This window comes from Domibacillus sp. DTU_2020_1001157_1_SI_ALB_TIR_016, from assembly GCF_032341995.1.
Taxonomy (GTDB): domain Bacteria; phylum Bacillota; class Bacilli; order Bacillales; family Domibacillaceae; genus Domibacillus; species Domibacillus indicus_A.
Genome location: NZ_CP135438.1, coordinates 760,588 through 779,593 on the forward strand (window position 1 = coordinate 760,588; position 19,006 = coordinate 779,593).

The window sequence follows — 19,006 nt, forward strand, 5'->3', positions numbered from 1 at the left end:
TGAGAGCCAGTATTTTTGTATAAAATGAATAGTTGTGAAACTCATTTCGATCGGCCACCCGCAGGCAGATGGAACCCGCATTTTAAGCTTTGAGCTGAATGGCCAGCCGCGTGATGTGGTGATTAAAGATGAGAGCATCAAATCAGCCGTGAATGCGAAAATGAAAGCTGATCCGAAAAACGAGGGTCATATTGTAGCGACGATGCCGGGTACAGTCATCAAAGTCATCCTTGAAAAAGGAGACAAAGTGAAGCGCGGGGATCATCTCATGATTACCGAAGCGATGAAAATGGAGACAACGGTACAGGCACCATTTGATGGAACTGTCAAAGCTGTCCATGTACAAAACGGCGAAGCTATTTCTACGGGCGAACTTCTTGTGGAGCTTGAGAAATAAAAAGCAACGATTTTCTGGGGGTACTACCCCATAGAGTGAGACAAATAAAAACACCTTTAAGTTGAAAAATGGGTATGTAAATACCTAAAAAGCCAGCTTGGAGGTGGTTTTCTTTATGGGTACAAGAGTCAGCTACCCAGCGGAAGTAAAAATAAAGGCTGTAAAAATGAGTCTTGCCCATTTTCACATTGTTAAGTCTACTCTATTCAAGTATGAACATTGTGTCTAATTAATTTTGACAGAATATTTGGTATATTTTTATTGTTATTTTTAAGGATCATCGTGTTACTGGAGAATTCAAAAAAACAGACAGGAAAAGTTGCTTTTTTAAAGGGGGATGTTATATGAAAGTGAAAATTGGGTTAGCACAATTTCAGCCGGTGTTATATGAAAAAGAAACAAATTTAGAAAAAATGATTCAATTTATCAAAGAAGCATCTGAGCAGGGATGCGACATTGTATTGTTTCCAGAGATGGCGACAACCGGTTATTTTACTCGTGAGAAAACAGCAGAGCTTGCTGAAGAAGCAGGCGGCAAAAGTATTCAACTATTAAAGCAGTCAGCACGTGAGCATGGAGTCATAGTTATTGCTGGATTTCCAGAAAAGAAAGATGGACAATTATTTAATTCTGCGGCCATTATTGATCAGGACGGCGTGCTGTTAGGCACTTATCAAAAAGTTCATTTGTGGGATGAAGAATATAAATATTTTTCAGCAGGAAGCTCTTTTCCCGTTTGGAATACGGAATTTGGCACAATCGGCGTCATGATTTGCTACGATACAGAATTTCCAGAAACGGCGCGAAGCCTGGCTGATAAAGGAGCAGAAATGATTTTAGCCCCAACAGCTAATATGAAACCGCTTGAACACTTTCAAAATATTTACATTCAAAGCCGGGCTGCTGAGAATCAAGTGTTCGTGGCGACAACCAATCGAATTGGTGTGGAGGAAACGACTCACTTTTTTGGTGAAAGCGCCGCTGCCAGCCCGTTTGGGAAGCTGCTTGTAAAAGGCTCTGGAGATGAGCAGCTTTATATAACGGAATTGGATTTAGCCCAGATTGAAGAAGCCAGGTCCTCTTTTTTCTATTTAAAAGACCGCCGGCCGGATTTATATATACCGGAAGCAGCGGGAAGGGAGAGGCTATAAATGAATAGTACCTTCGCAGGGTATGGAATCATTTTAGGATTTACGGTTATTCTTATTTTAATATCTCTTATCATCAGCCGGAATGAGTCTTCTAAGCGTGTAGATGAAATGCTTACGGCTGGGCGCAGCGTTCCGTTTGGCCTGGTGGCTGCAAGTGTCTGTGTCGCCTGGATTTGGACAGGAACGATTATGGCTTCAGCAGAAGCAGGTGTATGGTACGGTGTAAACGGAGGCTTTAACTATGCGTGGGGAGCGGTTGTCCCATTTATGATTTTTATTCCGATTGCTTTGCGGCTTCGTAACATTATGCCGCGGACTACGACGTTTATTGAATTTATTCGGGAACGGTTTGACAGCCGGCTCGCAAATATTTACTTAGTCTTTGGTATTGCTCTTGTCTTGTATGTATGTGTCATGCAGGCGGTCGGCATTGCGTATGCATTTGAATATACGTTTCATTTAAACTACAAGGTAGTGGCTCTTTTATCCGCCATTTTATTTTCTGGTTTTATTGCCATTGCTGGTTTAAAAGGCTCTATTTACAATTCCGTTTTTCAATTTTTTATGATTATGATTGTAATCTTTATTACGATGCCCTTGATTGTGAAAGCGGTCGGACTTGAAAACATGTATTATGGCATGCTGGATGCGGTAACGAATACTGATCATCCACAGCATAATCCGGATGCTTTAAACTTTTTTGGACCGGCTGGGTGGCGCTATGGCTTATCGGCTGTTGTAATTGCGATGGGACAAGTTGTCCTGAGCCAGGGATATTACTCCACTGCCGCCGCTGCATCCAGCTCAAAAGGATTGTTCTGGGCATATATGATTGGAACGATTATTGCCTGGCTGCCTATTCCGATCATTTTTGGGAATGTAATTGGCGGAAGCGTTTATTTCCTTCAATTAACCCCAGAAGATTTAGGTGTATCAACGGGTGTAGCGCCTTATATATTTGAGCATTTTCTTGGAAGTTTTGGTGCGGTCGTCTTTGTTATTATGATTTTTATGGCGGGATTAACCACGGGAGGAAATGGGCTCGCAGGTGTACAGGCGATGTTGACATTAGACTTTTATAAGCGGTATGTCAATAAGAAAGCTGATGAAAGAAAACAAATGCGCTTTGGCCGTCTCGTGACGTTTGCTGCCGGTATTATTATCGGTATTGCCGCTATGTTCTTAGACGGCATGTCTCTTTTGAAAATTGACATTTTCAGCGGTATTTTATTTGCAGCACCGACCGCTTCACTGATTATCGGACTTTGGTCAAAAAGGTTAAACAGCACCATTGCCATTTGCTCAATGGTGGTCGGTTTGGCTGGCGGCTTATCTGCGTACTTTATGATTGATAATCCGGATTTAAATTGGTTTATCGGCAACATCTTATCGCTTGCATTGCCATTTATTGTAATATTAATCGGTTTGCCGTTTTCAAGAAAGCAGTATGATTTTGCTCCGTTGAAAGAGTATGAGCCAGAGCATGAAATCCAGAAGATATAAGAGGGGAGACGGATCACATGTCGCTTGAGGTGTTTAAACTATTTTACGGATTTTTGTTTGTCTGGTGCGCCGCAGGCATGCTGTTTATTGCCGCTGCCTGCATAAAAGATATTTTTTTTCGTAGGCCGGCTGTAGCCGAAAAAAACCCCGAGCAGCCAGAGAAAAACCAAGAACTTACATCTTGATATAAGAAGAAACGCCCTGGACATTCGTCTGGGGCGTGCTTTTACAGTACATCATGCTGGAAAGAGGGATCTTCAGGCATTTGGCCGGTCTGCCACTTATAAGCTTGCACAGCAGCTTCTAAAGCAAGCCGATTAACAGGCTCCATAAAGTTCTCACCAAGCAGCGATTCTAATTTTGAGAGCCGGTGATAAAGAGTCTGGCGGACGATAAATAATTTTTGGGCTGCTTCTTTTTTGGAGCCGCCGCATTCTAAATATACGGCTAACGTCTCCAGCAGGCTGCCATTTGTTTTGGCGTCATACTCAAGTACAGGAAAAAGATAGTCATGCACATAACGATCAAGCAGTCCGCTTTTCTGCAAAGCAAAAAGCAGCCGGTAAATACCCAGCTTTTCATAAAAAGGGCTGACGGAAATGCCGGATCGCTGCAGCTCCAGACTTTCTTTTGATTCATCATAGGCTTCCTTCGTTTTAGAAAGGTGCGTAAAAACACTGCTCACACCAATAGAGACAGGAAAAGAAGAAATAAAGGCTTTCATCTGGCTGATCGTTTCTGTAATACGGCTGAATTTATCATAAGTGCCCGTTCCAGATGGCCTAAAAAAAGCAAGCACCGCAATCTCATGATTACTTGTGGAAAGAGCGGGTATACATCCATGCTTTTGAAACAAAGAGCGGATTTGCATTGTCTGCTGAAGTTTCCATTCTTCCCAATCTGTTTTATTGGACTGGCTGGCATCCAGGTGAATGACACATACACGATAATGCATTTGATGAACCGCTGTCGATACATATGTGCTTAAATGTTCAGCCCGAACGTCTTTACCATGTAAAAGACTGCGCACAAGCTCATCTTCTGCATGCTGTTTTCGTTCCTCAAGTGTTTGCGTGCGAAGCAAAATTTGTGAAACAGCCAGTCCGGCACGATCAAGAACGAGCAGGAAAAAATCATCATAAAAAGAATCGCTGATTTGCAGGCAAAGATACCCCCGAACCTGCTCAAACACTTGAACCGGCTTTACCGCATGCACTGTTCCGTTTATGGTAAGAAGACGGCCAGACAGTCCATCCGGCTGCTCGCTGTACAGCATCGCTCGCAGAACGGATTCCTGGTTTTTCGTATCAGCCGGGCAGTAAAAGGATTTGCTTCCTTCAGAAAGAAAGAAAACCGGCTGCTGGAAATAACCATACATCTCCTGCAGGATTTTAAAGATGCCATTCGGTGCCAGGGAAATGCGCATAAACCGGCTCGATAAATGATCCAGATCAGACAGCATCCGTTGATGGCGGTTAATGAGCATTGTATGAAGGTCATGGGTGATATCAACAAACTTAACCGTTTTCTCAAACACAATAATCGGGAAATGATGCTGGTCAGCAAACGCTAACACTTCTGATGGAAGACTGGTTACGGAAGAGCCAAACTCAATACATAAGCCGGCTGCTTGTTTAGTAATAAGTCTGCTTATATAGTCAAGTTGTGTCGATATGTCGTCAGGAAAACTAATGCCTGTTGTTAAGATCAGCTCGCCGCCATTAATGAGCATATCAAAGTCTTTAACTTCTAAAATATGGGACCACTTGATGGGGCGATGCAGCCCTTTTTCTCCGGCAAGGAGCCTGGCGTTGCGAAAAGTCTCCCGTTTTAACATTTCATCGATCGTCAATTCAATTTTTTTCATACGGCTTCCTCCATTGTGTCCACTTTAGTAGGTCGACCATTTTACACCATGTCACATGAAAATTATTCGAATAATTTGTAAATTAAAGTATGACAGAAATTCAATCAGCATTCATCCATTTATGTAAGATTTTCTGCCAACCTGTTTTTTTTTTCAAAGAGACAATGTGTCTAATGTAACGGAAAAGAACTTTTCTGGCGGTATCAAGATAAAGGAGCGATAAACATGAAAACAGCAAAAACAGATGTATCGTCACTGATTGGAAAAGACCGGGCGAATGTTTGGCATCATATTTCTCCTTATATTGAAGAAAAACCGCCTATGGTCATTCAAAGCGGTCAGGGTGCCTGGATTACAGATCACCAGGGGGACCGTTATTTAGATGGGATGTCAGGGCTTTGGTGCGTCAATGTTGGTTATGGCAGAGAAGAGCTGGCGAAAGCCGCATATGACCAAATGCTAGAAATGGCGTATGTACCCATGACACAAAGTCATGTTCCAGCTATTGAACTGGCCGAAAAGCTGAATGAGCTGCTGGGCGGAGGGTATATGATTTTTTACTCCAACAGCGGTTCTGATGCAAATGAAGTAGCGTTTAAGCTTGCCCGCCAGTTTCATCAGCAAAATGGAGAGCCGTCCCGGTTTAAATTCTTATCACGGCACCGGGCTTATCACGGCAGTTCAATGGGTGCCCTGTCCGCTACAGGACAGGCGCTCCGCAAATTTAAATATGAACCGCTTGCACCTGGCTTTTTGCATGTTTCGCCGCCGGATTCTTACCGCCGGCCAGCCGGGATGTCTGTTGAAGACTATAATATCATGCGGGCAGAAGAATTTGAGCAAAAAATCATTTGGGAGCAGAAAGAAACGATTGCAGGTATTATTATGGAACCGCTTATTACAGGCGGAGGCATTTTAACACCGCACCCAGTTTACATGGAAAAGGTACAGGAAATCTGCCGTAAATACGGTATTCTGCTTATTATCGATGAAGTGATCTGCGGCTTTGGCCGGACCGGCAAATATTTTGGACACCAGCATTTCGGCATAAAGCCGGATATCATCACCATGGCGAAAGGGCTGACGAGTGCTTATTTGCCGCTTTCGGTAACAGCTGTGCGAAAAGATATTTATGAAACATTTAAAAATAGTGCGGAAAACAGCCACTTCCGCCATATCAATACGTTCGGCGGCAATCCGGCTGCCTGCGCCGTTGCACTGAAAAACCTGGAGATTATTGAGCGGGAGCGCTTGGTGGAGCGTTCTGAACTTCTTGGCGCCCGCCTGCAAACAGAACTGGCGGAGCTGAAGGAACATCCGCATGTCGGTGATATTCGCGGGCTCGGGTTTTTGCTTGGGATTGAGATGGTTGAAAACAAAGAAACAAAAGAGCCTGCATCAGCTGAGCGGGTTGCCAGCCTGATCGCTGCCTGTAAAAAAGAAGGATTGATTATTGGCAAGAACGGAGATACGGTAGAAGGATCCAATAACGTGCTGACATTGAGTCCGCCGCTGTCCTGCACAGACGAGGATGTAGATTTTATCATTTCTGTACTCAAAAAAGTATTTACAGAACTATAATACGGTTTAAGCCCCTATTCTTTTAAAAAAGATAGGGGTTTTTTGCTTATGTGAAAGAGGTTTTTGAGTGGGGGAAAAGCGGCTGCACAAAAAAGAAAAAGCAAAGGGGAGGGAGGAAAGAATAAAAAGCAGGACAAAAAGGGGGTGTGGTGCTTCCGCTTTCTTAAACTAAAACTCTTACTTTGTATGCCGATTGGCGACTCCATATGCGGCGATCGAATCCGGCTTAATCTTTGGCTCCAGCCCTGCAGACTGCATTCTGGAAACCATCTCTTTTATAAAGATTCTCGTTTTATTTTGCTGCTCCGATCCAATATCAATATGCCCTTCTATCGTGAAAGATGAGCCTTTATAAATGTAAGGCAGGACAATATCAATCATCTGCATTTTATGTTCCTCAGTAAATAAGCTGGCGATTTCTTCTGTAAGCGATGTTTCAGTAGAGATTTTTTCATATAAATTTTCGTATCTTCGTGGATAGCGGATTTTTCGCAGAAAAGCCCATGCTCCTTTTCCTTTACGGTGAATCACAATGACAGTGGCAAAAACGGTTTCGTTTCCATGAACCTGCGAATCAGAACCGATCATAAGCCGGTATTTTCCGCCAGGGTCCTGGCTCATAAACCAGAGAATTTGGTGAAATACATCTTCAAAGGTAAGTCCTTTTTGATTGATTGTCCTGAATCGTAAATTCGGTTCATGGGAAGAAGGAAGAGAATGATTCATATCATGACAGCTCCTCTTTATAGTAATATATGCAAATGAAGCGAGGCCCGGTTCACTATGGTTGTCCTGTTTTTTAATGATTAAAGCCTGGATTTTATAAAAGGCTTTTGTAATGCTTATGCAGGAAACGGGAAAAAAATTATTTTTAATAAAGAGAATCAAACCAAGAAGGCCCTTTTTTCTTAAAAGAAGAAAAAAGGGGGATGCAAGCAGTTTTTTACTTTGTGTGAAAGTATTCACTTAGATTTAATTTTTTTAAAAAACACAATGTACATAACCTTGCGTCTTCTTTGTGTAAAAATGATAATCATTATCAAAGAGAAAAACATCATACATATTAGCAACAGAGAGGAAGTTATTTGCCATGTTGAAGTGGATGAAAACAGGTTCTGTAAAAGGAGCCGGCCTGCTTTTAGCCATTGCTGTTCTATTAGCCTTGGCGGGCTGCAGCAGTACACAAAAAGCAGCAGATTCCGAAAACGCCCAAAGCGCTGGCCAAACAGAAAGCGGGAATACCAAAACGATCACCCATGAGATGGGGGAAACGGAAATCGAGGGTACACCTAAGAAAGTTGTAGCGCTTGAATTATCCTTTGTAGATTCATTGAATGCACTTGGCATAGATGCCGCTGGGATCGCAGACGATGAAAAGAAAGAGATGATTGCAAAGCTTGTTGGGAAAGAGACAGATTATACATCTGTAGGAACACGTGAGCAGCCGAACCTGGAAGTGATCAGCTCTCTTCAGCCGGATTTGATTATTGCAGATGCAGAACGCCATAAAAATGTATATGAAGATTTGCAGAAAATTGCTCCAACGATTGTACTGAAAAGCCGTGAATCCACATACCAGGAAAACCTGGATGCTTTTAATACGATTGCCCAGGCGGTCGGAAAAGAAGAGGAAGCCAAAACGCGGCTGGCTGAACATGAAAAAACGATTGAAGAAACAAAAGCAAAGCTGAAAGCAGATCCAAACGCGACGATTTTGCCTGCTGTTGTTCGTGATACATCATTCCAGGCACATACATCTTCTTCTTATGATGGTGAACTTCTTGAGCACCTTGGATTCAAAAATGCGATCCAGCAGGAAGAGCCTTATGCTGAAATGAATTTAGAGCAGCTTGTAGAAATTGATCCGGATATTTTACTTTTAGCCAATAATGATGGCAAGCTCATTACGGATGAATGGAAAAACAATCCGCTCTGGAAAAACTTAAAAGCAGTTAAAAATGGACAGGTGTATGACGTAGACCGTGACTTGTGGACAAGATTCCGCGGAGTTGCCTCTGCCGAAGCGATTGGTGCAGATATGCTGAAAATGCTTGGTGAAAACAAATAAAACAAAAAAGGAAGTAAGGAAACGTCTCCTTGCTTCCTTTTCTGTTTAAATCTTGTCAGGAAGTGTTGGGAACGAAATGAACAGAGCATCAAAACAAAAAGTAACGACATATCTTACCGCTTTAATTGGAACCATTTTATTATTAATAGGCATCGTTCTTAGCATTTCAGTAGGCGCTGCCGATATAAAAGCGCAGACTGTTCTTCATTCTTTTATCCATTGGGATCAATCAAAAGAACAGGTGATTATTCGGACGCTGCGCCTGCCGCGGGCGGTAATTGGCATCCTCGTGGGAGCCAGTCTCGCTGTTGCTGGAGCCCTCATGCAGGCGATTACGAAAAATGCACTGGCTTCTCCGCAAGTGTTTGGCGTAAATGCCGGAGCATCCTTGTTTGTCGTTTCGTCACTCGTTCTTTTTCCGGGTCTTTCTTCTGCTTCTCTCGTATATGCGGCGTTTTTAGGAGCAGCCTTGGGAGGCGTGATTGTATACTCTTTCGCTTCAGGCGGCGGAATGACGCCGGTTAAACTTGCACTGGCCGGAATGGCCGTTCACTTTTTTCTGTCTTCCTTAACACAGGGAGTCGTTCTTTTTAGTGATCAGGGCAAGGATGCTCTCTACTGGATGGTCGGCGCAATAAACGGAAAAAGCTGGACGCATGTAGAATTGATTCTTCCATGGTCGCTTGGCGGATTGATTTTAGCTGCCGCGCTTTCCAGGTCGATCTCTATTCTTGTGTTAGGAGAAAGCCTGGCACAGGGCCTTGGACAAAAAGTGACACAAATTCGAATTCTGGCGGGACTGCTGGTGATTGTGCTGGCAGGAGCATCTGTTGCAGTGGCAGGGCCAGTCGGTTTTGTCGGCTTGATTGTCCCTCACATTGTAAAAAAACTCGTTGGCGGGGATTACCGAAGAATCATTCCGTTTTCGGCTCTGTTTGGCGCACTTCTTGTTGTGTATGCGGATATTCTTTCCCGCTTTATTGCGTATCCGTTTGAATCACCGGTTGGAATTGTGACCGCCTTGATCGGAGCTCCGTTCTTCCTATACTTAGCCAAGCAGGGAAGGGGCATTAAACAATGAGACTAACCGAACAAACAACATTGAATAAAAAAAGACGCCCTCTGGTATTGCTTTTCATTTTGACGGTATTGCTGCTGCTTTTATCGGCTGTCAGTCTTGGAGTAGGGGCCGTTTATATTTCACCGCTAGATATTATAGCGGATTTAGCGGGAACCGGCGCTTCCAGCCATGCCTTTATTCTTCACGAGTACCGCCTGCCTCGTCTGTATATTGCCATGATCGCTGGAGCAGGACTGGCGATGGCCGGTGCGGTTCTGCAGGGAATATTGCGAAACCCGCTTGCGTCCCCGGATGTGATTGGTGTCACAAAAGGGGCCGGACTGGCTGCAGTGATTGTGATTGTCCTGTTTCCAGAATCACCTGTTTTTTGGCTGCCCGTTTCGGCTTTCCTCGGAGCGGCGGCGGCCGCAGCCGCTTTAATGCTGTTTGCGCATAAAAACGGTGTGAAGCCAGCCACATTGGCGCTCATCGGGATTGCGCTCGGTGCTATTTTCCAGGCGGGTATTGAATATTTTATGATTAAGTTTCCTGATGACGTAAACAGCACCCTTCTATGGCTGGCAGGAAGCTTGTGGGGAAGAGGCTGGGAGCAGGTTTGGATGCTGCTTCCAAGCGTGCCGTTTGGGATTGCACTCTGGCTGCTGTCTGCAAAGCTGGATATATTACACCTTGGCGAGGACCTGGCAACGGGTTTGGGGCAAAAAACAAAGCAGCTGCGGTATGTGCTGCTCAGCCTCTCTGTTATCATTATCGGAATGTGTGTGGCGGCTATTGGATCAATTGGATTTATTGGATTGATCGCGCCTCACGTAGCAAGAAAGCTCACCGGGTCCCGGCATAAATTTTTGCTGCCGGTTTCTGCTCTAATAGGCGCGTTGTTTTTGCTCGCAGCAGACAGTTTAGGAAGAGGCTTATTTCCTCCTATTGAAATACCGGCCGGCATTGTAACAGCCGTAATCGGTGCCCCTTATTTTCTTTATTTGCTGCGGCGTGAAGGGAAGAAGGCGTAAGAAAATCCTCGAAAGTAAAACGTCAATCGCCCATTTACGCCTGGGCGATTGGGTGATAAAAAAGAAACATATGTAAAAAGGGCCCTAAACAAACAGATCTCTGTTTGTTTAGGGCCCTTTTTTTAGATATATATCTTTAACAAAACCATACCTGATCAAAGCACGCAAATCCCTCGCTAGTTATTGCATTTATCATAAATTATATTTTTCATAATATATCCATTAAATACAAATATTTAATGAATTTAATAAAACAGTTCCTAATTCCTATAAAAACCATGTTTACTCATGGAGAGGAAAGGTATGTACAGACTAAACCTAAAAATAAAATAGCTCAACAACCTCCCAATATGTCAAAAGCAGAGAGGAGACAAATTATGAGTGTTCAAAAAAGCACAGATAGTTCAAGTCTGGCAGAAGTCATTGACCGAATTCTCGACAAAGGAATTGTTATTGATGCTTTTGTAAGAGTATCACTCGTAGGTATAGAAATTCTTACAGTCGAAGCCAGAGTCGTTATTGCCAGTGTGGATACATGGCTAAGATACGCAGAAGCGGTTGGGTTATTAAGTGATGAAGCTGAAACGGAAAGCCTTGCATATCAAAACCAATCTCAGACATCACGGTTAAGTTACTAAAGTATAAAAAAGCCATAAAAGAAATCTATCAAGAGAAGAGGTTAAGAGGATGAATACCCAAGAAGTCAATGAAAAACAAGAAGGAAATCAAAACCCGGAAGCAGCCGAAAACAGTACGCAAAAAGAAGAGGTAAACCAGGAAGAAAGTAGCCAGACGAAGGATGAAAAGCAGTCGGCAGAAACAAAAGACAGCCCTAACTATTCGATCAATCTGGCTATACTGGGCGGCGTAGTAGGGGCCGGAATAGGACTGCTCGCCAATCCGGATACCGGCAAAAAACTAATGAAAAATTTAGGTGAGTCTGAATTTGTAAAGGTAGCGGAAAAGGAATTTAAGAAAACCGCACAGGAACTCCTGGCCGGCCAGGCACAAAACAGCATCAGACAATTAGCTGAAGGATATATCAGCAAAATTGATGGAAAGCTGCTATCTCCTTTAAAAGAAAGTGGGGACAACAAAGGAACAGGCAGTTCAGAAAAGGAAACCCAGTCTCCAGCGTATGAAAAAATCAAAGAAGAAAACAAAGAGCTTAATGAGCGTCTTCAAAAAATGGAAAAAATGCTGAATGACCTGGCCGCCACTAAGAAATAAGAAGTTCTCATAAAGGAAATCCGGAGGGGGTGATGAGATGGACAAGCGCGTGAAAAAAGCGGCTGGTAAAGTGGCAAAAAGCGCGATGAAACACGCTCCGGAGCCAGTGAAAGAGAAAGTGAAAGAAGTCATCGTCGACAAAGCAAAAGAGAAATTCAAAGGAAATATCCATGAAAAAGCAGGAGAGGCAGAAGAAAAAGTCCAGGAGGTCCTGCTGTCAGCCCGTGAAAAGCTGGGGAAAGCAGTAGAGGCTGGACAAGAGTTTCAAAAGAGAATATCTTCAGCCACTAAAAAAGACGACGACCGGAAAGTAAAAGGCGTCAAGCATATTAAAGGAATCAGTGACATTAAAACATCCAAGGATATTAAGAGTGCTACTAAAATCAAACGTGCGAAAAACATAAAATCTTACAATGATATTAAAACAATCGGTTCTTAATATCATCACGAAAGGAGAAAGCAATTATGGCTGTTCAAAAAAGTACAGATAGTTCCAGTTTAGCAGAGGTTATTGACCGGATTTTAGATAAAGGGATTGTCATCGATGCTTTTGTAAGGGTATCGGTAGTCGGAATTGAAATTTTAACGGTGGAAGCCCGGGTGGTCATTGCCAGTGTCGATACATGGCTGCGTTATGCAGAGGCTGTCGGATTGCTTGGAGATAACGTTGAAGAAAATGGACTGCTTGCTCAGTCAAATGAAAGAAATGCACGGTTTAGCATTTAATAAAGAAAGCAGAGCCAGGGTACAGGAAGCCCTGGCCTGTCATTCTTTAGCAGGAGGACATAATGGAAATTAAACAAATTATTGGGAATGTTACAGAGTTCTTTAACGAATTCGTAGCTCCAGTTCACAAAATTACTTCCGTAGAAAAAAATGATAATGGCTGGCAGCTGACCGTGGAAGTGATTGAAGAAAAAGAATATATGAAAAAGTATGCAAAAGACGAAATGATCGGTGTATACGAGGTTTTTTTAAGTGAAGAGAAGGAAGTCACTTCTTATAAACGACGAGATATTCGTTATAGAAGTTCAATTAATTATGAAGCATAGGACGCGGGAGTAGGAGGAAAAAGAGTGACCGTCTTAAAAAACAAGATCAATAAAAATTCAAAAGAGATTGTTCATGATCCAGAGACAGAAGACTTGCTTTCCCGCTCGCTGCAATATTTAAAAGCGGGCTACCCTATTCACTTAACAGGCCCGTCTGGAACTGGAAAAACCTCGCTGGCGCTCGCTCTGGCAAAGAAAAGAAAAAAACCCGTCATGCTGATCCATGGCAACCATGAATTAAACAATAAAGATTTGATTGGTGACTTTACTGGCTATACGAGTAAAAAAGTAGTCGATAATTACGTTCGTTCTGTATACAAAAGAGACGAAAGTGTAACAGAAACCTGGAGGGACGGGCGGCTGCTGGAAGCAGTAAAGAATGGCTACACCCTTGTTTACGATGAGTTTACCCGTTCAAAGCCAGCCACTAACAATATCTTTTTGTCTATTTTAGAAGAAGGAATCCTTCCTTTGTACGGAACGAAATTAACAGAACCGTTTGTTCGGGTTCATCCTGATTTTGCCGTCATTTTCACCAGCAATCCTGAGGAATATGCAGGAGTCTATCAAACACAAGAAGCACTGCTTGATCGCCTGATTACGATTTTTATTGACCATAAAGAACACGATCAAGAAGCAGCCATCATTTCGGAAAAGTTAGATATCGCTCAGGAGAAGGCGGCAGCCATTACCGCTCTTGTTGCCCAGTTACGCGAAGAATGCGAAGCGGACAACGGACCAAGCCTGCGCGCTTCATTAATGATTGCCAAGGTAGCGGCGGAAGAAGAGATTCCAGTAGACGGGTCAAACACTGCTTTTCAGCGTTTATGTCTCGACGTATTAGCGCATCAAATGAGCCGGTGCATCAAATCAGATAACCCAATGAAAGCAGCAGAAGAATTAGTGATAAAAGCGTGTCACAATATGAAAGTTACTGAGGGATAAAGGAGCGTTTTACAATGAGCCAGGAAGAATCAATGGGGATTTATATTTTTTGCGGAATTCAAATGGAAGCCGATGAAAGCTTTGGTGAAATAGAGATGGAAGAAGAAAAACGAGAGCTGTTCACCATCCGGTATAAAGACGCAGCCATGGTGGCTGCGGAGGTACCGATGAAAATTTACCATCCGAACAAAGATAACTTGATGATGCACCAGCAGGCGGTTTCTCTTGTGATGAAGAAAAATGACACGGTGATACCGGTTAGTTTCGGAAATGTCTTTCATTCAAAAGAAGACGTAGCCGTGCTTTTGGAAAATTTATATCCGCAATTTGAAAAGCTTTTCCCGGAAATAAAGGGAAAGGTGGAACTTGGTTTGAAAGTCATTGGCAAAAAAGAATGGCTTGAATCAAAAGTAAGCGAGGATGCCAGCATAGAAAAAATGGCGCAGGCAGTAAAAGGGAAATCAGAAGCAGCCAGCTACTATGAACGAATTCAGCTAGGGGGAGCTGCCCAAAAACTCGTGACATCTTTGCAAAAAGAGACAGAACGGGATATCTTCCATCCTTTAAAGGAGCTGGCAGAAGCGTCAAAAGTGAATGATCCGATCGGGGAGAAGATGCTCTTAAATGCAGCGTTTCTAGTAGATCGTGAGAAAGAAGCAGCATTTGACCAGAAAGTAAATGAGCTGCACGAGCAATGGGAGGATCGAGTCGAATTCAACTACAGCGGTCCGTGGCCGGCTTATAACTTCGTCAACATTAGATTAAAAGTTGAGGATGCCTAATGCTGCACAAGCTGATTTCTGCGCCGATCAACCTTGTTATCAAAATTGGAGAAAAGGTAAAAGAAGAAGCAGATAAAGAGCTGTACGACTTGCCTACCATTCAGCAAAAGCTCATTCAGCTCCAGATGATGTACGAGCTTGGAGAAATTCCAGAAGAAGCTTACAAAGCGAAAGAAGAAGAACTGATTATACGGTATGAAATGGCCAAACGAATGGAAATGGAACAATGGGAGCAGATGACAAAGAAGAAATGAGGGCAGTAAGAACATGGATCGTCTAATTTATTTGTATGGATTGGCTCAAACGGAGGAAGCAGCAAGCCAGCCACTTCCGTCTTTGAAAGGTTTTGATCATACAGAAGATTTATATACCGTTCCGATAGGAAAGCTGACGGCTATTGTGTGCAGTTTAGACGCTAAAGAGTACGCAGAAGAAATCATTAAAGACCGGATTAATAATGATATGGAATGGCTTCAGGAAAAAGCCTTCCACCATCATGAAACAGTTATGAAGCTCGCAAAAATATATACCTTAATTCCATTGAAGTTTTGTACATTGTACAAAAACGAAGACAGCTTGAAAGCGGCTGTTCAGTCAAACGAAGGCAAAATGCTCGATACGTTTGCTTTTATCACTGGAAAAGAAGAATGGAATGTAAAAATTTATTGTGAAGACGAACAATTAAAAAAGGAAGTAAGCGAGAATAACCCAACTATAGAAGCAAAAAGAGCGGAAATCAGTCAATTGCCAAGAGGAAAGCAATTTTTTGAAAAGAAAAAATTGGACAAGGTCATTGCGTCCGAGCTCGAAGAAGAAAAAAACAAAGTAAGTGAACACATTCATTCCCGCTTAAGTGAGTTTGCCGTTCGAGGAAACGTAAAAAGAACGTGGAGCAGTGAAGTGACTGGAAGGCAGGAGGAGATGACATGGAATGGTGTATACCTCATTTCCAAATCGAAAGTCGAAGATTTTTTAAAACAAATTCAACAATATGAAAAGGATATGAAGGAAAAAGGCTGGCAGTTTCAAGCATCTGGGCCCTGGCCGGCCTATCACTTTTCAAGCTTTTCATAAAGAAGGAAGAGAACAATGTCACTAAAGGAATCGATCGAGAACAAGGATATTGCTTTAATTGATATTTTGGATGTCATCCTGGACAAGGGAGTGGCGATAAAAGCAGATTTAGTCATCTCCATAGCAGGAGTTGACTTGGTTTATCTGGATTTAAGAGTACTTATTGCTTCGGTAGAATCGCTTGTTCAAGCTCAGCAGGAAAACGGCAAAACCATCTCTTCCGTACAATTTGATAAACAGAGGGAGGATCTCACTCATGCAACCGGCCAGCCAGACAAATGGAAAAATTAACTTAGACCCTGATAATGCAGAGCATGGGTTAGCGCAGCTAGTGTTAACGGTTATTGAGCTGCTAAGACAAATTGTAGAAAGGCATGCGATTAGAAGGGTAGAAGGCGGCACGCTGACGGATGAGCAAATCGAAAATTTAGGCGAAGCCCTGATGAACCTGGAAGAAAAAATGGAAGAATTAAAAGAAATTTTCGGCTTGGATGCAGATGATTTAAATATCGATCTTGGTCCTTTAGGAAGTTTACTTTAATTAAAATGCCGAGGAGGACTATACATGGCAGTCGAACATTCCATGCAGTCCAGTACGATCGTGGATGTATTGGAAAAAATATTAGATAAAGGTGTTGTAATCGCGGGAGATATTACGGTCGGTATTGCGGATGTTGAGTTGTTAACTATCAAAATACGCCTGATTGTCGCTTCTGTTGATAAAGCAAAAGAAATCGGCATGGACTGGTGGGAAACCGATCCGTATTTGACATCCAAAGCAGCCGATCATCATACGAAAGCGCTTGAAGAAGAAAATAAAAGACTTCATGAGAGGCTCGAATCTCTGGAAAAGAAGATATCTACAAATCGCATTGATGCTAAAGAATTCAACTACTAAGCAGGAGGTTCTATCATGGAAAAAGCGAAAGAAATGGAAAAGCAGACCCAGGAAACAAAAAACGAGAACAGCCCAAATAGCAGTTCCCTTAGACGTTCCCTTGCAGGAGGATTAATTGGCGCCGCCGTCGGTTATATGGCTACGCCTGAGAATGGAAAGAAACTGCTGGAAAATGCAAGTCGGGATAAGTTAAAGAGCACAGGCTCCGGCTTCGGCCAGACAATGAAAGAAAAGTCAAAGAAAGCAGTGGCTTCAATTAAACATTCAGCTGGAAAGGTGCTGGACAAAAAAGAAGATGTGTCAGTAGAAGGGTATGCGAATGATGAAGGACAAAAGAACAGTGGAAATGAGACAAGCCTTACCCTAGAGACAGATCATAAGTCCACTGGCAAAAATGAGCAAACATCAAATCAAGAAAGCAGCGATTTCAATGATCGGTTAGACCGACTAGAAGAAATGCTGACAAAATTTATAGAAACAAAAAACGGCCAGGAAGGGGACAAAACGCAAGATAAAGGTGATTCAAGTGATGCTGCTGAATCAAATGAAGTAAAGAATGAAAAAGAAGATTTATCAAAACAGGAAAGCAGTAAAAGTGAGCAGCCAAAATCGAAAGAGTCGGATAACGACAGAGCCTCATCATCGTATTTGCAAGAGCCTTTAAATAATGAAGACAGCCAATCTCAAGGAGAAAACGAAGAGGATAGGGAAGAATCAAAAGCTCAGCAGGACGATCAAGAAAATAAAAAGGAACCGAAGACAGAGCAAGCAGGCGAAGAAAATAAAAAAGAATCGAAAGAGCAACTAGGAAACAAAGAGAATGATGATACAGCACAACCCGAATCAAAAGATAAAGAGCCTGGCGAAGAACAATCAGCTCAACCAGACGGTAATGAAAAGAATGATGAAAAGGTACAATTAAAATCGGAAGAATCTGAGGAAAACAATAAAGAGGAACCATCAGAGTCAGGCGAAAAATCAACGAACAAAGAATATGAGGCATTGAAGGAAGAAAATGAAAAGCTGCAGGACCGTCTAGGGAAAATAGAAGAAATGCTCACAAAAATGCTTGGAGAAAAAGATAAGGACCAAGCAGCAGATTCTAACCAAAACGACAATGAGTCGGATAACAAAAAAAATGATGAAGAAGTTCAAACGCAAGAGCAGGATCAGAAAGAAAATGAGGAAAGTTCTGAGGACGCTGAAAAAAAAAGTCAAATAAATGACGAAGAAACGCAGACTCTAGAAGAAGATCAAGAGAAAAGCGATGACAATGACAAGGACGAGAATGAAGAGAAAAGTGAAGAGGCAGAACAAGATAAACAGAAGGATGAAGATAAAAAAGAAGATTCTCAAGACGCTGAAAAAAATCAAGTAGATAGCGGAGAAAAGCCGAATTCAGATGAGAATCAGAAAGAAAACGAGGAACTTGATGAGAAGAATGAGAATGAAGGAGGAAAAGAAAAAGTAAAAGATCCATCTAAGGACCAAGACCAGGAAAAGGATAGCAAAACAGAAGGTCAGGAAGAAAAGCAGGAGAATGATAATGAAAATGAAACGCCAAAACAGGATCAAAAAGATAAAGAAAAGAATGAGAGCAGTAATGATGTAAAAAAGAATGATATGGAAAAAGATGAAAAAAACAATAATGAGAATAGTAACAACGAAAAAGCTGATCAATCAAAGAAGCAAAATAGCAAGGAAGCAGCATCATTCTCCATTGATTCTGACAACGAAAAGAAAGCAACCTATTATAATGTTCTTTCCAATGAAAAAGTAGAGGAAAAAGTAGAAGATACGTATCTTCTTTTAAATGAGATGAGAAAGGAGACGTAATATGAGCAGCAGTTCGAGTGCAGCCAAAGATAGTATTCTTGAGTTTTTTGTCGAAGCGGCAAACAAAGACGATTTTTCTTTAGATATTACGTTAAATGTAAAAGGTGCTGTGATTACAGGTACACTTGTATCTGCACAAGAATATTTCCACATGCTGAGTGAAACGTTTGAAGGCGGAAACGAAACGGCACAAATGGTCAGTGACCAGCTTAAAAAAGCCGGAGAAGCGTCGCGCACGAACGATACAGAAGCACATTTTCTGCATATGAAAGACACAAAGGTCTACTGCGGCGACAGCAAGCCTACTCCTTCAAAAGGAAAAATTCTCTGGCGGGGAAAACTAAGTGAAATAGATGGCTTCTTTTTAGGAAAAATATTCGATAGCAGTGACAAAGAAAGATAAAGAAAGAAAGAGTGAGCAATTGTCAGCAGAGCTGGCAATTGCTCTTTTTTTAAAAGAAGGATTGTGAAAACAATGGCGGACCATGTTTTCAGATCGCCCACAATGGATAAAGTGCTGAGAAAGCAAAA

The 19,006-nt window shown here is 42.3% G+C and carries 22 protein-coding genes and 1 pseudogene; 21 read left to right on the top strand and 2 right to left on the bottom strand.

All coding sequences use genetic code 11. From position 1 onward, the window contains the following. Positions 1–28: 28 nt before the first annotated feature. The 3 genes and pseudogenes from RRU94_RS03675 to RRU94_RS03685 form a co-directional block, all read left to right on the top strand. A pseudogene (locus RRU94_RS03675) lies at positions 29–397 on the top strand (biotin/lipoyl-containing protein); the annotation flags it as partial. Between the two features lie 344 nt (positions 398–741). After that, a complete protein-coding gene (locus tag RRU94_RS03680; protein ID WP_315691846.1) occupies positions 742–1,548 on the top strand; it encodes a carbon-nitrogen hydrolase family protein in 807 nt (268 codons plus the stop codon). Beyond that, a complete protein-coding gene (locus RRU94_RS03685) occupies positions 1,549–3,051 on the top strand; it encodes a sodium:solute symporter family transporter (RefSeq protein WP_315691847.1) in 1,503 nt (500 codons plus the stop codon). Positions 3,052–3,277: 226 nt separating this feature from the next. Here the strand turns inward: RRU94_RS03685 and RRU94_RS03690 are convergent, their stop codons facing one another. Beyond that, positions 3,278–4,918 (bottom strand): PucR family transcriptional regulator, encoded by a 1,641-nt coding sequence (locus RRU94_RS03690; protein ID WP_315691848.1) that lies wholly within the window; start codon positions 4,916–4,918, stop codon positions 3,278–3,280. A gap of 225 nt (positions 4,919–5,143) precedes the next feature. On the opposite strand from RRU94_RS03690, the gene RRU94_RS03695 reads away from it, so the two are divergent. Further along, entirely contained in the window at positions 5,144–6,499 is a 1,356-nt protein-coding gene (locus RRU94_RS03695; RefSeq protein WP_315691849.1) for an aspartate aminotransferase family protein, read from the top strand. Between the two features lie 177 nt (positions 6,500–6,676). Here the strand turns inward: RRU94_RS03695 and RRU94_RS03700 are convergent, their stop codons facing one another. Then, positions 6,677–7,225 carry a ribonuclease H-like YkuK family protein gene (locus RRU94_RS03700; RefSeq protein WP_315691850.1) on the bottom strand — a complete coding sequence of 183 codons (549 nt, stop codon included), beginning with the start codon at positions 7,223–7,225 and terminating at the stop codon, positions 6,677–6,679. Positions 7,226–7,589: 364 nt separating this feature from the next. Here RRU94_RS03700 and RRU94_RS03705 point away from each other — a divergent pair, with 364 nt between their 5' ends. The 17 genes from RRU94_RS03705 to gvpU all read left to right on the top strand — a co-directional run bounded on the left by RRU94_RS03705 (position 7,590) and on the right by gvpU (position 18,878). Beyond that, entirely contained in the window at positions 7,590–8,567 is a 978-nt protein-coding gene (locus RRU94_RS03705) for an ABC transporter substrate-binding protein (protein WP_315691851.1), read from the top strand. 76 nt (positions 8,568–8,643) lie between these two features. After that, positions 8,644–9,648 carry a FecCD family ABC transporter permease gene (locus RRU94_RS03710; protein WP_315691852.1) on the top strand — a complete coding sequence of 335 codons (1,005 nt, stop codon included), beginning with the start codon at positions 8,644–8,646 and terminating at the stop codon, positions 9,646–9,648. After that, complete coding sequence (locus RRU94_RS03715; RefSeq protein ID WP_315691853.1) at positions 9,645–10,658, top strand: FecCD family ABC transporter permease; 1,014 nt, start codon at positions 9,645–9,647, stop codon at positions 10,656–10,658. The genes RRU94_RS03710 and RRU94_RS03715 overlap by 4 nt, the downstream gene beginning before the upstream one ends. 377 nt (positions 10,659–11,035) lie before the next feature. Beyond that, on the top strand, positions 11,036–11,296 hold the full coding sequence (gene gvpJ, locus RRU94_RS03720; RefSeq protein WP_251273927.1) for a gas vesicle protein GvpJ: 261 nt from the start codon (positions 11,036–11,038) through the stop codon (positions 11,294–11,296). 49 nt (positions 11,297–11,345) lie between these two features. Continuing rightward, positions 11,346–11,888, top strand: coding sequence for a GvpT/GvpP family gas vesicle accessory protein (locus RRU94_RS03725; protein ID WP_315691854.1), 543 nt, complete (start codon positions 11,346–11,348; stop codon positions 11,886–11,888). A gap of 37 nt (positions 11,889–11,925) precedes the next feature. Beyond that, positions 11,926–12,327: a gas vesicle protein GvpQ gene (locus RRU94_RS03730; protein WP_315691855.1), complete on the top strand. Its 402-nt coding sequence runs from the start codon at positions 11,926–11,928 to the stop codon at positions 12,325–12,327. Positions 12,328–12,353: 26 nt separating this feature from the next. Then, positions 12,354–12,614 carry a gas vesicle protein GvpJ gene (gene gvpJ / locus RRU94_RS03735; RefSeq protein ID WP_242234394.1) on the top strand — a complete coding sequence of 87 codons (261 nt, stop codon included), beginning with the start codon at positions 12,354–12,356 and terminating at the stop codon, positions 12,612–12,614. A gap of 62 nt (positions 12,615–12,676) precedes the next feature. After that, positions 12,677–12,940 carry a gas vesicle protein GvpO gene (gvpO, locus tag RRU94_RS03740; RefSeq protein ID WP_242234395.1) on the top strand — a complete coding sequence of 88 codons (264 nt, stop codon included), beginning with the start codon at positions 12,677–12,679 and terminating at the stop codon, positions 12,938–12,940. A gap of 24 nt (positions 12,941–12,964) precedes the next feature. Then, positions 12,965–13,885, top strand: a complete 921-nt coding sequence (gene gvpN / locus RRU94_RS03745) for a gas vesicle protein GvpN (protein ID WP_315691856.1) — start codon at positions 12,965–12,967, stop codon at positions 13,883–13,885. Between the two features lie 14 nt (positions 13,886–13,899). Beyond that, a complete protein-coding gene (locus RRU94_RS03750; protein WP_315691857.1) occupies positions 13,900–14,667 on the top strand; it encodes a GvpL/GvpF family gas vesicle protein in 768 nt (255 codons plus the stop codon). Then, positions 14,667–14,921, top strand: a complete 255-nt coding sequence (locus tag RRU94_RS03755; RefSeq protein ID WP_251273914.1) for a gas vesicle protein GvpG — start codon at positions 14,667–14,669, stop codon at positions 14,919–14,921. Before RRU94_RS03750 ends, RRU94_RS03755 begins: the two co-directional genes overlap by 1 nt. A 13-nt stretch (positions 14,922–14,934) precedes the next feature. Next, positions 14,935–15,741 (top strand): GvpL/GvpF family gas vesicle protein, encoded by an 807-nt coding sequence (locus RRU94_RS03760; protein WP_315691858.1) that lies wholly within the window; start codon positions 14,935–14,937, stop codon positions 15,739–15,741. 15 nt (positions 15,742–15,756) lie between these two features. Further along, the gene (locus tag RRU94_RS03765; protein ID WP_251273910.1) at positions 15,757–16,032 is read left to right on the top strand and encodes a gas vesicle protein; all 276 of its coding nucleotides are present in this window, start codon (positions 15,757–15,759) and stop codon (positions 16,030–16,032) included. Continuing rightward, the gene (locus RRU94_RS03770) at positions 15,998–16,282 is read left to right on the top strand and encodes a gas vesicle protein K (RefSeq protein WP_050183853.1); all 285 of its coding nucleotides are present in this window, start codon (positions 15,998–16,000) and stop codon (positions 16,280–16,282) included. Before RRU94_RS03765 ends, RRU94_RS03770 begins: the two co-directional genes overlap by 35 nt. Before the next feature lie 24 nt (positions 16,283–16,306). Next, positions 16,307–16,639: a gas vesicle protein gene (gvpJ, locus tag RRU94_RS03775; protein WP_251273905.1), complete on the top strand. Its 333-nt coding sequence runs from the start codon at positions 16,307–16,309 to the stop codon at positions 16,637–16,639. Positions 16,640–16,654: 15 nt separating this feature from the next. Further along, the gene (gene gvpT, locus RRU94_RS03780; protein ID WP_315691859.1) at positions 16,655–18,475 is read left to right on the top strand and encodes a GvpT/GvpP family gas vesicle accessory protein; all 1,821 of its coding nucleotides are present in this window, start codon (positions 16,655–16,657) and stop codon (positions 18,473–18,475) included. 1 nt (position 18,476) lies between these two features. After that, positions 18,477–18,878: a gas vesicle accessory protein GvpU gene (gene gvpU / locus RRU94_RS03785; RefSeq protein WP_315691860.1), complete on the top strand. Its 402-nt coding sequence runs from the start codon at positions 18,477–18,479 to the stop codon at positions 18,876–18,878. The last annotated feature ends 128 nt before the right edge of the window (positions 18,879–19,006 follow it).